9 protein-coding genes are annotated in these 13,946 nt (G+C 54.8%); 4 read left to right on the top strand and 5 right to left on the bottom strand.

Going from position 1 to position 13,946, the window contains the following annotated elements; all coding sequences use genetic code 11:
- The first annotated feature begins 62 nt into the window (after nt 1–62).
- The 3 genes from ACZ47M_RS03700 to ACZ47M_RS03690 are packed head-to-tail and all read left to right on the top strand — an operon-like array spanning nt 63 to nt 3,614.
- The gene (locus ACZ47M_RS03700; RefSeq protein ID WP_315340987.1) at nt 63–659 is read left to right on the top strand and encodes a GNAT family N-acetyltransferase; all 597 of its coding nucleotides are present in this window, start codon (nt 63–65) and stop codon (nt 657–659) included.
- Complete coding sequence (locus ACZ47M_RS03695; RefSeq protein ID WP_315340189.1) at nt 616–1,710, top strand: VIT1/CCC1 transporter family protein; 1,095 nt, start codon at nt 616–618, stop codon at nt 1,708–1,710. The genes ACZ47M_RS03700 and ACZ47M_RS03695 overlap by 44 nt, the downstream gene beginning before the upstream one ends.
- A 56-nt stretch (nt 1,711–1,766) precedes the next feature.
- Entirely contained in the window at nt 1,767–3,614 is a 1,848-nt protein-coding gene (locus ACZ47M_RS03690) for a prolyl oligopeptidase family serine peptidase (RefSeq protein ID WP_315340985.1), read from the top strand.
- A gap of 2 nt (nt 3,615–3,616) precedes the next feature.
- Here ACZ47M_RS03690 and ACZ47M_RS03685 read toward each other — a convergent pair whose 3' ends face one another.
- The 5 genes from ACZ47M_RS03685 to ppsA all read right to left on the bottom strand — a co-directional run bounded on the left by ACZ47M_RS03685 (nt 3,617) and on the right by ppsA (nt 9,631).
- Nucleotides 3,617–5,020: an MATE family efflux transporter gene (locus tag ACZ47M_RS03685; RefSeq protein ID WP_315340983.1), complete on the bottom strand. Its 1,404-nt coding sequence runs from the start codon at nt 5,018–5,020 to the stop codon at nt 3,617–3,619.
- A gap of 43 nt (nt 5,021–5,063) precedes the next feature.
- Complete coding sequence (locus tag ACZ47M_RS03680; protein WP_394356278.1) at nt 5,064–6,470, bottom strand: MATE family efflux transporter; 1,407 nt, start codon at nt 6,468–6,470, stop codon at nt 5,064–5,066.
- 55 nt (nt 6,471–6,525) lie between these two features.
- Nucleotides 6,526–6,942, bottom strand: a complete 417-nt coding sequence (locus tag ACZ47M_RS03675) for a type II toxin-antitoxin system VapC family toxin (protein ID WP_315340186.1) — start codon at nt 6,940–6,942, stop codon at nt 6,526–6,528.
- A 9-nt stretch (nt 6,943–6,951) separates the two neighbouring features.
- Nucleotides 6,952–7,170 carry an AbrB/MazE/SpoVT family DNA-binding domain-containing protein gene (locus ACZ47M_RS03670; RefSeq protein WP_315340184.1) on the bottom strand — a complete coding sequence of 73 codons (219 nt, stop codon included), beginning with the start codon at nt 7,168–7,170 and terminating at the stop codon, nt 6,952–6,954.
- 103 nt (nt 7,171–7,273) lie between these two features.
- The gene (gene ppsA, locus ACZ47M_RS03665) at nt 7,274–9,631 is read right to left on the bottom strand and encodes a phosphoenolpyruvate synthase (RefSeq protein WP_315340181.1); all 2,358 of its coding nucleotides are present in this window, start codon (nt 9,629–9,631) and stop codon (nt 7,274–7,276) included.
- A 353-nt stretch (nt 9,632–9,984) separates the two neighbouring features.
- Here ppsA and ACZ47M_RS03660 point away from each other — a divergent pair, with 353 nt between their 5' ends.
- Nucleotides 9,985–13,932 carry a S8 family peptidase gene (locus ACZ47M_RS03660; protein ID WP_315340178.1) on the top strand — a complete coding sequence of 1,316 codons (3,948 nt, stop codon included), beginning with the start codon at nt 9,985–9,987 and terminating at the stop codon, nt 13,930–13,932.
- Nucleotides 13,933–13,946 lie beyond the last annotated feature (14 nt).

The following is a 13,946-nucleotide window of genomic DNA, read 5'->3' as shown; positions in this document are numbered from 1 at the left end:
ATTAGGCTAACCTAATTCATAAGCTTTTTGGGTGAGGGGGCAAAGAGTTAATGGTGCCAAAAATGGATGAAAGAAGGGGAACTCCAAAGGTTGAGAGGGTTGAAAAGCCACTCGAGCTGAAGGACGAGCTCCTTAAGTTCGTCTTCCGGGTCTATCAGGGCACCGGAGGGGCTTACCCGGCACTCGAATGGGTGGAGAAAAAACCCTCAACGGACGATTTTCAGGGCTTTAGAAAGGTCTACGAGCCTTTCCTGGAGTTCAGGCTTGGGGAGGAGTTTGACGAGCTCTACATCCTGAGGGAGGACGGAAGAATAATCGGAACCGTGGCCCTCGTCTACAGTATCGAAGGTAAAGACGTCTGGTGGGTGCCTGAGGAAATAAAGAACGAGAAGGCGGGGCTCATCGAGTTTTTCATGGTGGAGCCAGCTTACAGGGGCAAAGGCCATGGTTCAAGGCTCCTCGAGTTCGCGGTGGAGAGGCTGAAGGAGTTAGGCAGGGAGGCCTACGTTATAACCTTCCCAAACCTTGAGGCTTACTCGTATTACGTTAGAAAGGGCTTCACAAAGGTCATGGACTACAAAGAGTTCGTTGTGCTGAAATACAGGGGTGGGGACCGTGGAGGGAATGATCGAGCTGGCCATGAGGTTCTACGAGGATGAATACTCCGACTCCATGCTATACACCAAACTCTCAAAGACGGAGAAGGACAAAAACATAAAGGAAGAGTTTCTCCGCCTTTCGCAAATTGAGTCCGAACATGCGAAGTTCTGGCATGGGTTCCTGAAAGCCAGAGGGGTGGAGGTTAAAAAATCAGGGGTCAGCAGGATACACGAACTGAGTGTAAGGATCTTGAGGAAACTTCTGGGGCCCGGGGCCGTTGCGTCCCTCCTGGAGCTGGGGGAAAGAAGCGCCATCCAGAAGTACTTCCGATACCTAACGGAGTACTCGGACAGGCTTTCCCCGGATGAGGTTGAAAAGCTGAAGGAGGTCATCCTCGATGAGCTGGAGCACGAGCAGTTCTTCATGGAAAACAAAAGGCGCTTCCACGCCGAAAACATCAGGGACATCATCTTAGGAATGAACGATGGCCTCGTAGAGATACTCGGCGCGGTGACCGGACTTTCAGCGGTTTACACCACAGCCCCGAAACTCGTCGGAATAAGCGGGGTTATCGTTGGCGTTGCAGGCTCTCTCTCAATGGGTATCGGGGCATTCATTTCGGTTCGCTCGCAGAGGCAGGTAAACGAGGCACTGAGGGAAAGGATGAGGGTTCTCTTTAAAATCTCCCCCGAAAGGGCGAAGGTGGAGATAAAAGAACGCCTAATGGAAAGTGGTGTTCCGGAGGAAGTAGCCGAAAACACTGCTGAAGAGCTCGCAAAAAGGGGAGAGGGCACTGTTGGACTCCTGACACAAGAAGGAAACGAGGACGAAGTCCGTTCGGCACTGTACACGGGCCTGGCCTATCTTCTCGGCGTGATCTTCCCGGTTCTCCCATATTTCCTGGCACCCACGTCCACGGTGGCACTGCCGTTCTCAATACTACTCGCGGGGACGGTACTTGCCATCGTAGCAACGCTAGTATCGGTACTCTCAGGGATTTCCATGAAGTCAAAAATTATGGAGATGGTTACAACGGGCCTCGGGGCGGCGTTCCTGAGTTACCTCTTTGGCAGGCTAATGGAGAGCATCTTTCATGTCTCAGCCCTTTAAGAACGCTGCCTAAACGTTTATATCTTTCTCTTTCCTCTCCTTAGGGGGTGGTTTCTGTGGAAGACCCATACATCTGGATGGAAAACCTAAGCGATGAGCGCGTTTTAAAGCTCGTTAATGAGGAGAACAGGCGCTTTAGGGAGTTTATCGGCAACCTCAGCGACGAACTCTTCCCGGAGGTCTGGGAGTACTCCTCGTTGCCAGCTCTCCAAGGTGCTAAGCTTACGGAAAAGGGCGTTATAGCCATGTACAAGGAGCGGGACAGGCAGGTCATCAGGTGGCTTGGTGGAGACACTATAATCGACTCAAAAGAGCTCGAGAGGGAACTCAACGACGAGGTTCTCCTCCAGGGCTTCGCCGCGGATAAACGCGGAAGATTCCTTGCCTACAGCTTCTCCATAGGCGGTGCCGACGAGGGGATAACCCGGATAGTAAGCCTCGAAACCGGTGAAATCCTGGAAGAGCTCAGACCTTCTGTTTGGGGCGTTACCTTCCTTGAGAACGGCTATTACTTCAGCAGGTTCTACAGGCACGGAGAGACACAGGACGGGGTCAAAGCTCCCGCCGTGAGGCTCTTCTGGAAGGACGAGGACGGGAAGAGAATGGTCTTTGGGAAAGGGCTTGGTTCCGGTTATTTCCTCTCGCTGGGAAAGAGCACGGATGGAAAGTGGGCGATGCTCACAGTCACCTTCGGCTGGAACAGGGCGGACATCTACACAGGACCAATAGACACGCCAGAGCTCTGGAAAAAGGTCTACTCCGCCGAAGTTCCCGCGGAGGCTATAGACGTTATCAGCGGCAAACTCTACGTCCTAACGAGGGAAGGCAGGGGGCTTGGAAAGGTGATAGCGATTGATGGAAAGGGCGTCACCGAGGTGATCCCCGAAGGGGAGTTCCCCCTGGAGTGGGCCGTGATAACGGGAAACAAAATCCTCGCGGGCAGGCTCGTGCACGCTAGCCACAGGCTGGAGGTTTATTCCGTCGACGGTGAAAAGCTCGACGAGGTAACCTTTGACCTTCCTGGGAGCGTCCACCCGCTCGACACCGACGGAAAGAGGGCCCTTCTCCGCTACGAGAGCTTCACCGTGCCCTATCGCCTCTACGAGTTCGACGGGGAGCTTAAGCTCATCGAAAAGCAGGAAGTTGAAGGCAACTTCAGAGTCGGGGAGGACTTTGCTGTCTCAAAGGACGGAACAAAAATCCACTGCTTCCACGTGAAGGGGGAGAAAGACGACAGGAAAGTCTGGGTCTTCGGATACGGCGGCTTCAACATCTCGCTGACGCCCCGCTTCTTCCCACAGGTGATTCCGTTCATAAAGCGCGGGGGAAGCTTTGCGGTGGCCAACCTGCGCGGTGGAAGCGAGTACGGTGAAGAATGGCACAGGGCGGGAATGAGGGAGAAGAAGCAGAACGTCTTCGACGACTTCGTGGCTGTTCTCAGCAAGCTCAAGGGAGAGGGCTATAAAGTGGCCGCATGGGGAAGGAGCAACGGCGGGCTTTTGGTTTCGGCGACCCTCACCCAGAGGCCGGACGTTATCGACGCGGCTCTGATAGGCTACCCGGTCATCGACATGCTCAGGTTCCATAAACTCTACATAGGGAGCGTCTGGGTTCCGGAATATGGGGACCCCGACGACCCTAATGACCGGGAGTTCCTGCTTAAATACTCACCGTACCACAACGTGAAGCCCAAAAAATACCCGCCGACGCTCATCTACACTGGTCTTTACGACGACAGGGTTCATCCGGCGCACGCGCTGAAGTTTTTCATGAAAATGAAGGAGACCGGTGCACCGGTTTACCTCCGCGTCGAGACCAAGAGCGGTCACATGGGCGCATCGCCTGAGACAAGGGCGAGAGAACTGGCTGATTTGCTAGCTTTTGTGGTAAAAAGCCTCGGCTGAGGCTATATTATCCTTTTCATCCAGCTCCCGCGCACGAACCAGGCCAGGGCCACCAGCGCCGCTAGAAAGTTGCTCATACCCATCCCGAAGAATACGCCCTTGCTAGTGAAACCGAAGAGACTCGCCAGCGGGATCCTGAGGCCAAGAACCGTTATGGCCCCAACGTAGCCGAAGGCGTAGCTAAGCGGGATCCTGAGGCCCCAGAGGCGCAGCATGTTGAGTACCATGCTTTTCTTTGTGTGGCCCGCCGAGCTAAAGGTTCCAGTGACGATGACGAATACCCCGTTGAAGAAGGGCACGGAGCTGAGGAAATACTTGAGCACGTACTCGCTCTGGGCTATAACCTCTGGATCATCCAGGAAGACCCTGAAAACTGGAACCCGGAAGAGGCCGATGATGACTACAGCAGAGCCCGCTATGAGGAAGTTGACCACCATGGCCCTCTCTGCTATTCTCTTGGCCCTCTCATAGTTTTCCGCCCCAACGTTTTGAGCTATCATCGTCCCGGTGGCCATGCTCACGCCATCAGCTATGCTCGTTATGAAGTTGACGAGACGGGTGGTTATGGTGTAGGCCGCGTAAACCGCGTCGCCATAGCCGTAGATGATCCTCGTGAGGACGACGAAGCCGAAGTTGTTCGTGGATTGGCCAACGGCAGAGGGGAGACCGACGTGGAATATCTTCCTGTAAAACCCGAAGTCGGGTTTCATGGTCTCGCGCGTGAGGTGCAGGCCTGCCTTCCCGCTCGTCAGAATCCTCGCACCGATTACTGCTCCAGTGCCGTTTGAGAGAACAGTGGCAATCGCCGCCCCCTCAACGCCGAGGCCGAGGAGGAATATGAAAACCGGGTCGAGGAGTGCGTTCATCCCAACGGTGAGCATGCTTATCTTCACCGGCGTCTTTGTATCTCCAGAGGCCCTCATGAGGGCAGAGAAAGCCATGAAGGCGAATGACAGCGGTGTGCCAGCAAAGACCACCTGCGCGTAGGCCTTTGCGTAGGGGTAGACGTTGGGCGTGACCTTCATGAAGCGGAGCGCGTAGGGGAGGATTGCCAGGCTTATTATTGCCGTTGCCGCGGAGAAGAGGAGCATGAGCGAATAGAGCGCTCCCGCCGAACGGTTGGCCCTCTCGTAGTTTCCCGCGCCTATGTACTGGCCGACGAGGGCGAAGCCGGCGGTCGCAAAGCCCATGCCAAGGGCCGTGAGGGTCCCTATTATCGGCCAGCTCGTTCCTGGAGCAGCCAGAGCCTCCCTACCGAGCTTCCCGAGCCAGAAGGTGTCCGTTATGTTGTAGAGAACCTGGACGAGGTTGTTGACTATCAAAGGATAGGCCAACCTGAGGAGGGTCTTCTCAATGGGGCCGTTGAGGATTTCCTCGCGCATTCTGAGCAGTTTTTCGCGCTCCATGTGCATCCCGATGAGACCGCTATCGAAACGTGACTATAAAAAGTTACCCCTCGATTATCGCCTTCCTCCAGCTTCCCCTCAGGAACCAGGCAATGGCCATGACCGCGCCAAGGACGTTGCTCAGGCCCATTCCGAGCCACGTTCCCGTTGTATCTTTCATTAAAACGCCCAGCCAGTAGCTGAGCGGGAGCCTCAGTCCCCAGAGCCTCACCATGCCGAGTATCATGCTTTTCTTCGTCTGTCCTGCACTCTGGAAGACGTTGTCCACCGCCGCAAAGACCCCGAAGAAGGGCAGTGATGCCGAGAAGTACTCCACGACCTTGGCGCTCTCGGCTATAACGGCTGGGTCATTTATGAAGAACCTGAAGATGGGCACGCGGAAGAGTATGAAGAGAAGCGTTCCAACGCTGAGTATCGCGAAGTTTATGACCATCGTCTTCTCGGCTATCTCCTTTGCCCTGTCGTAGAGCCTCGCCCCTATGGCCTGACCGACCATCGTCCCCATGGCCATGCTTATTCCGTCGGTGAAGGCGAACATGAAGTTCGTCAAGCGGTTGGTTATGCTGTAGGTGGCAAAAGCGACGTCCTCGAAGTTGGGAATTCCGTGAACCTCTCCGTAGAGCTTTCCGACGGTGAAGATAACCCTCGTCAGAATAACGAAACCCAAGGCCGTCGTCGAGCTACCGATGCTCGCTGGAAGCCCAACGCGGAAGATGCGGGAGTAAAGGTGAAAATCCGGCTTCAGGGTCTCGAGGGTGAGGTGAATTCCCACCCTGCCAGTGAAGAGGAGATAACCGCCTATTACGGAGCCGATAGTGCCGGAGAGCATCGTCGCTATCGCCGCTCCGATGACTCCAAGCCGCGGAAACGGCCCCCAGCCGAAGATGAAGAGCGGGTCGAGGACTATGTTGAGGATTACCGTGCCGATGTTTATCTTCACCGGTGTCCTCGTGTCGCCAACCGCCCTCAGGAGGAAGTTGAAGGCGAAAAGGGTGAAGGAAAAAGGAATCCCTAAAAAGACAACCCTCGTGTAGCTGAGCGCGTAGGGGTAAATGGTGTCGCTGACGTTCATCAGGCGGAGCATCTGGGGGGCGAGGACCACGCCGATGATTCCAACTGCGATTGAAAAGAGGAGCATCAGGGAATAGAGCGCCCCTGCGGAGCGGTTCGCCTTATCGTATTCTCTTGCACCGATGTACTGGCTCACGAAGGCGAAGCCGGCGGTTGCAAAGCCCATGCCTATACTGGTAAAGAGCCACACGAGGGGCCATGCCGTTCCCGGGGCGGAAAGCTCAGTCCTGCCGAGCCTGCCGAGCCAGAACGTGTCAGTGAGGTTATAGAGAACCTGAACGAGCTGGTTGATTATCAAAGGATAGGCTAACAGGACGAGCGTTTTTACTACCGGGCCGTAAAGGATCTGCTCGCGCAGGGCTTCGACTTTACGCATCATTGAGATGACCGTCGAAACGTGGGTATAAAAAGCTTATTGTGGACAAAAGAGCCGGTTACTCCGCCAGAACCCTAACGTCGAGGTTGAGGAAATGTTTATCGAAGGTGTATATTTCCCTGATTCCCAATTCTTTCATCTTAAGGTATGCGAGGGCGTCGTTGACACTTATTCTGTGCTCTTTTGCAACTATGAGGGAGCGAAGGTAGTCCTCTGTGCTCACCGGGAGAACTGTGATGTTCTTTGCGGTCAGAAGTTCCTCAAGAAAATCGAGGGCAAAGCTCAGACCCAGCTTTGCCTCAAGGATGTTGGCTACTTCGCTTAGGTGAACCACTGTCGTGACGATCTCTTCTCCATTCTCCACGCGCTTTAAAATTTGCTTTGCCTTTCTCTTTCTTTCCAGAATGTTTTCGGGGACGTTTCCTTTGGGCTTTATGACGGCATAAAGAAAGACGTTGGCATCCATAAACCTCATGGGATCCCCTCAGAGACTCTGGAGAAGTTCCTTTTCCAGATCCTCACCCTTAACCTCGACCTCAAGGATGTCGAAGAACTTCGAGAGATTTGGCTTTTTCCGAGGGAGTATCTCAAGCCGGTCTTCCAGCTCCACTATTATGACTTCGTTTCCCCACTTTTCCCGCCAGGAGCGTGGTATGACTATTCGCCCCTGGGAATCTATCCTCTTAACCTCCATTGCATTCATGAAATCACCATTTAAAATTTCTCATTGGTAGTAGATAAGCTTTTTGGCATTATGGGCAAGCTAAAGAAAAGCAGAGAACTGGAAAAGAAGAAGCCGGAAGGCTTCACTCGAGGGCCTTCCTGGCGGCTTCGAGGAGGATCTTCTGCTCTTCCTGAGCCACGGTCTTCCTGATGAGCTCAACTGCATCGGGGTTAGCTGAGATGCTGTCGATGCCGAGCCTGACGAGGATCTTGGCCATCTTCGGGTCACTGCCTGCCTGTCCGCAGATGCTGGTCTCAACGCCGTACTTCTTGCAGACCTTGATGACGTGCTCGATGAGCTTGAGCACTGCCGGGTGCGTCTCGTCGTAGAGGTGAGCTATTCTGTCGTTGTCCCTGTCGATGGCGAGGGTGTACTGGGTGAGGTCGTTGGTTCCGAAGCTAACGAAGTCAATGCCCTCCTTGATGAGGTCCTCGATGATGAGGGCGGCCGCTGGAACCTCGACCATTATTCCCCATTCAACGTCCTTGTGCGGCCTGAGGCCGACTGAGAGGGCTATCTCCTTGGCCTTCCTCACCTGCTCTGGATGACCTACAAGCGGGAGCATGACGCCGACGTTGGTGTAGCCCTCCTCGACGACCTTCTTGATGGCGAGGAACTCGGCCTTGAGGAGCTCGACCTGGTCGAGACTGCGCCTGATTCCGCGCCAGCCGAGCATCGGGTTCCTCTCGTCCGGCTCGTCCTCTCCGCCGGGCATCTCCTTGAACTCGTTGGTCGGGGCATCGAGCGTCCTGTACCAGACCGGCCTCGGGTAGAATGCGGCCGCAACGGTTCTTATGCCATCGGCGAGCTTCTCGACGAGCTCGTCGAACTTGCCCTCCTTGATGAACTTGACCGGGTGCTCACCGATGCTGAGGATCATGTGCTCGGCACGGAGGAGACCGACACCGTCGGCGCCTGTGGCGGCGGCCTTCTCGGCCATTTCAGGCATTGAGACGTTGACCTTGATCTTGGTCGCGGTGATGAGCGGAGCGCCCGCAACGACGACCTGTCCACCACCAGCGGCGGCCACCGGCTCCTCCTTCTTCCCGACGAGGTCCTTGACTATGCCCCTGTAGACGACACCCCTGGTTCCATCAACTGTGACGTAGTCACCGGTCTTGAGCTTCTTGGTTGCTTCCTTGGTACCGACAACGGCCGGGATACCGAGCTCCCTGCTAACGATAGCGGCGTGGCTGGTTCTTCCGCCCTCGTCGGTGACTATGGCACTCGCCCTCTTCATCGCCGGAACCATGTCCGGGTTGGTCATCGTGGTGACCAGGACATCGCCCTGCTTGACCTTGTCGATCTCACTAGCATCAAAGATGACAACCACCCTGCCAGCACCAACGCCCGGTGAAGCACCGAGGCCCTTGAGGATGATCTCAGCCTCTCCGGTCTCGGCGGCCTCCTCGGCCTTGGCCTCCTCCTTGAGGGTGGTTATCGGCCTGCTCTGGACGATGTAGAGCTTGCCGTCGTCCTTGTCGTAGGCCCACTCGATGTCCTGCGGCCAGCCGTAGTGCTCCTCGATCTTTGCACCCATCTTGGCGAGCTCTATGATCTGCTCGTCGGTGAGAACCTGCTTCTCAACCCATTCCTGCCCGAGATAGTCGGCGACCTTGACGTAGATGGTGCCCCTGTTGGTCTCGGGGTTGCGGACGACCATAACTTCCTTCTTGGCGATGAACTTGTCCTTTATCTTCCAGGTGCCCTTCTCGACGATGTACTCGTCAGGGGTAACGCTTCCGCTGACGACGGCCTCACCGAGGCCCCAGCTGGCGTTGATCATTATCTCGTTCCTGTCGCTGGTGACCGGGTTGGCGGTGAACATGACACCGCTCTTCTCGCTGTTGACCATCTTCTGGACGACGGCTGAGAGGTAGACCCTGCTGTGGTCGAAGCCCTGCTTGGCCCTGTAGAAGGTGGCCCTGGCTGTCCAGAGGCTGGCCCAGCACTTCTTGACCTTATCTATGACGTCTTCAGCGCCGTAGACGTCGAGATAAGTCTCCTGCTGGCCGGCGAAGGAAGCCTCTGGGAGGTCCTCAGCCGTTGCAGAAGAGCGAACCGCAACGTAGACGGCGTCCTTGTTGAATCTCTGACTGAGCTTCTTGTAAGCGTCCTCTATCTCCCTGGCTATCTCCGGGAGCATCGGGAGCTCGGTTATCTTCTGCCTGATCTTGGCTGTGTTCTCCTGGAGCTGCTTTGAGTCGTCAACGTTGGTGTTGCTTATGATGTCCATAATCCACTCCTGAAGGGTCTTTCCATCCTCGAGCTTGACGTGCTCGACGAAGTACTTGTAGGCCTCAGCCGTAACGCAGAACCCGGGCGGAACCGGGATTCCGGCGTTGGTCATCTCTCCGAGGTTTGCTCCCTTTCCACCGACGAGGGGAACGTCGGTCTTTCTGAGCTCCTCGAACCACTTTATAAACCTGTATCCGCTCATGGCTATCCCTCCATCAGGTACTTACCGGTGGTAATATCGGGGAACCCTATTTAAAATTAACTGAAAAGCCAGTGAGAAAAAGCTTTTTAAGCCCCACCGGACAAATTCGGAGAAATTTTGAGAATTCCAACTTCAAGGCCCCTTTTCCATGCATCAGTGTATCTAAGATACCCCTTTGTTGTTGGCGTCCCTCAGTGCTCTTTTTAGATCTTTAGTGGACACAACATTTTACAAAGAGCCCAAAAATGGGATTCCACTGGCAACCCTTATTACGGAGCATCCCCGGGAAAAAGTTTTAATAATCTCAGTGCCGATACATTACTGCACACAAGTGCATGGAGGTGTCCTGAACTATGGACAGAAAGACCCTAAGCGTCTTGATTGTTTTGATTATGGTCCTGGCCGTTGTTCCAGTGACCACAGCGCCGGCAGTGTCCGCAGAGATGGGCACTCAAACCAACGAGCCAAGTAATAAGATAATGCCCGTCGAGGAGCAGATCGAGAAGTTCCTCAGCGGGGGGGAGAAAGAGGTAAGGCTCATCATAGCGCCGAGCAAAAGCAAAGCAATGGAAGTTTACAACGAGATAGCAAAGATCGGCGAGATTGACCCGATAAGCAAGCCCGAATACCAGTTCATAGTTGCCACCATACCCAGGGAGAACCTGGCAAAGCTCAAGGGAATCAGCGGAATAATCGGCATCTGGAAGGACGAGATGGTCAAGCTTCCGGAGCCGGTCAAGGAGCCTGAGACCCTACCCCCCAAGGAAGCCCCGCAGATGCCCGACATGTTCCTCAGCATCTTCACCACCCGCGCCTATGACGCATGGATGAACTACGGAGTCTTTGGTGAGAACGTTACGGTAGCTGTTCTCGACACGGGCATTGACGTTGGCCACCCGTTCCTTCAGCAGACCCTCGACGGCAGGAGGAAGATAGTTGACATCTATGACGCCAGCGACGAGGGAATAGCCCAGCTCTATTACGCTGCTAACAAAACAATAAACGGCACCATAGTCGTCAACATGACGGTTCCAGTTTACTGGGGAGCCTACGCTGATTACTACGGCCACCCAAGTATGACAGAGTATAACATGACCTCCTACTACGTTGGCAGCATAGCCGGAAGCGAGTACTACCTCGGCCTCCTCCCAGAGAGGTACTTTGACCTCAACAACTTCAATGGTAAGCCCTACGATCCCTACAACTTCGGGCTCTTCGGTGACCTCAGCGACGTTTACCCTGTTCTCGTTGTCAACCAGGACGGCAACTTCGTTGCCTACATAGACCTCAACCTCAACAACGACTTCACCGACGACCAGCCAATGACACTCTACGACATCACCGGGGACTACGTTACCGTGAACACCACCATGGTTAACATAGCTCTGGCCAGGATTCACATAGGAGATATGAGCAACGATGAGAACCCGCTCATTACGATACCCTACGGGCCGGGAATCGGCTACGCTATGTTCATGTGGGACGCCCACGGCCACGGAACGCACGTCAGCGGTACAGTCGCTGGCGTTGGCCTTCCGGACGATCCTGTGTTCTCAGATGTCTATGGAATGGCACCAAACGCGCAGCTCATTGAGGTTAAGGTTCTCCCAGGGGAGCAGGGCTTTGGAAGGACGAGCTGGATAATCAATGGAATGTTCTACGCCGCTCTGAAAGGTGCCGACGTCATAAGCATGTCCCTCGGCGGAGGCGGGGAGATAAACGACGGTCTGGAGAGCCCAGAAATATTCTACGCTAACATGATAACAGACCTCTTTGGCGTCACCTTCGCCATTGCAGCTGGAAACGATGGGCCAACCACCAACACCGTCCATGCCCCAGGTGACAGCGACCTCGTCATAACCGTTGGAGCGTTCCGCTCAAGCGAGCGCTGGAAACGCTTCTACAAGATCGACGGCGTTGCCGACACCGTGGCGAGCTTCTCCAGCAGGGGCCCGAGGATGGACGGTCTCCTTGACCCGGACGTCATAGCACCGGGCGAGATGATATTCTCGAGCCTCCCGCTCTGGAACACCGTAGTTGAGCAGGATCCATACGAATATTATGGAATATGGGACGGAACTTCAATGGCAACTCCCCACGTCAGCGGTGCAGTGGCGCTCATGATAAGCTACGCCAAGCGGCACAACCTGCCTTATAACCCGATAATGATAAAGCGCGCCCTTGAGATGAGTGCAGTTCCAGTCCAGGAGGCCACCCCGGTCGACCAGGGCTTCGGACTGATACAGGTCGACGGTGCAATAGCCGTCCTCCAGAACCTCAGCGAGGAGAAGACCACATACATCTACGGCGGAACCACCTTCACAGGCTTCAAGAACGCCCTCGGGGAGAAGGAGATACCCGTAAGCCCGTATTACATCGAGTACAACAGCTACTTCTACGGTCTCTACGGCCTACCCTACCTCTACCGCGGTGTCTACATTAGGAACGAGTTCCCGGCCGGAGTTCCACTCTACTTCTACCCGATGGAATACGAGAACGGCTATGGATTCATCCCGAGTGTAGCAGAGAAGGCCTACCGCATAAGCACAAGTGACGATTGGATCATTCCCAACGCTGACACCGTAATAGCCGGAGGAGAAACCTTCGGAAGCTTCTCAATCCAGATAGACTACTCCAGGCTCCAGCCCGGTCACCTCTACGTTGGCTTCGTTTACATCGACGACCCCGAGACCAGCTACATCGACGACTTCATCCCGGTCATAGTCGACCTGCCGATGAACATGGGCGGACAGAACAAGGCCTCACTCAGTGACACCGCTCTGTCAGGTGCTGCCAAGCACTACTTCTACCAGGTCGCCCCCGGAACCAAGGAGCTCCGCGTTACCCTGAGTGTACCGCTCGACGAGAACGGAACTGCCATGGGCAGGACAACCCTCATGATAGCGAGACCAAAGGGTGCAGTTGTAGCGAGCTACGTTCCGGGCTACTACTTCGTTGGCCCTGGCCTGCCGGAGTACACCTGGGTTATCGAGAACCCAGAACCTGGAACCTGGGAGATAACGGCCTACACCAGCACTTACGCAAAGGCCAGAACCGGCTACAACGAGTCCCACTACACCATAAGCGTCGAAACCGTTGGAGTGACCATACAGCCCGAGAGGATGGTAATCGATACAGACTCCCCCGGAGTTATTCGCTCTGCAATCAAGGTTAAGAACACCAACTACGGAACCTTCCAGGCGGAGCTCTACGGACTCGGTATGGGCAGGCTCGACCAGGTCTATGGCATGGTAAGGAACGTCAGCCAGGATAAATTCGACGTCATAGGTGTCATACCAATCACAGAAAGCGACTACTACCTCCGCGTCGGTATAACCCAGCCAGAGGACCCGAACGCTGATCTTGACCTCTACGTGTACTACTTCCCGACCTATGATGACCTTAAGAACTTCACCAACTACATAGAGTACACAGACCAGATCGGCCCGGCCAGCGACGAGGTCTTCGAAAAGTTCATGCCAGAGCCGGGATACTACCTCATAGCGGTTTATGGCTACGACACCGCTGGCTACAACCCGATCCACTACGTCTTCTACTACCAGATCCTCAGGGACAACGGTGACATCAAAGTAAGTCCGAGCACTGCCCCGATAGTCAACAACAGTATCACGTACGCCTCGGTCAGAATCAACGTCAACGAGAGCGGAACATACCTCGGTGTGATTGGTGTCAAGGACAGCTCAACCGGCGAAGTACTCGATTACGCTCCTGTTATAGTCCAGGTCGGACTGCCGAAGATGGTCGTGATTGCCTACGCTGAAGGAGAGGTAATTCCCGGCGAGCCAACCAAGATCAGGGTGCTCCTCCTCGATGCCCAGAACATGACACCAATCATCGGAGAGAGCACGGTCATAGTTAACGGTGAGATTTACTACACCAACAACGGAATCCTGGAGTTCTATTACATACCGCGCGGACCTCAGGACACCCTCAGGATAAGGGTCATAAACCCGAACTACGAGGACGCCGAGAAGACGTTCACCCTTGGCCAGATAGATACCATGTCCAGGTACCAGTACTGGAAGAACCTGTACAACGAGGAGATCCAGTTATACGAGAACCTCACCGCACTCGTCCAGTCGGCAATTCCTGAGCCAACCAGGACCATGATCCTCAACCTCGCGGGCAAATACCACAACAGGGCAGTCTACTACTACGAAGAAGCACAGAGCCTATTAAACGTCGATCCAGACAGGGCAGCGTACTACATGAAGCTTGCCTACACCTATGAGAACAAGGCCAATAAAGTGCTTCAGACGTTCCTGGAGAGGTTCGGCTGAACCTTTTCTTTCTT

The sequence above is a fragment of the Thermococcus waiotapuensis genome, assembly GCF_055384795.1.
This window is presented reverse-complemented; position numbering and strand designations above follow the sequence as displayed.

Bases quoted from the DNA above. Each gene is read 5' to 3' on its own strand.
- ACZ47M_RS03700 (WP_315340987.1), top strand. From the start codon at position 63: ATGGATGAAAGAAGGGGAACTCCAAAGGTTGAGAGGGTTGAAAAGCCA.
- ACZ47M_RS03685 (WP_315340983.1), bottom strand. From the start codon at position 5,020: ATGGAGCGCGAAAAACTGCTCAGAATGCGCGAGGAAATCCTCAACGGC.
- ACZ47M_RS03680 (WP_394356278.1), bottom strand. From the start codon at position 6,470: ATGATGCGTAAAGTCGAAGCCCTGCGCGAGCAGATCCTTTACGGCCCG.
- ACZ47M_RS03675 (WP_315340186.1), bottom strand. From the start codon at position 6,942: ATGAGGTTTATGGATGCCAACGTCTTTCTTTATGCCGTCATAAAGCCC.
- ACZ47M_RS03670 (WP_315340184.1), bottom strand. From the start codon at position 7,170: ATGAATGCAATGGAGGTTAAGAGGATAGATTCCCAGGGGCGAATAGTC.
- ppsA (WP_315340181.1), bottom strand. From the start codon at position 9,631: ATGAGCGGATACAGGTTTATAAAGTGGTTCGAGGAGCTCAGAAAGACC.
- ACZ47M_RS03660 (WP_315340178.1), top strand. From the start codon at position 9,985: ATGGACAGAAAGACCCTAAGCGTCTTGATTGTTTTGATTATGGTCCTG.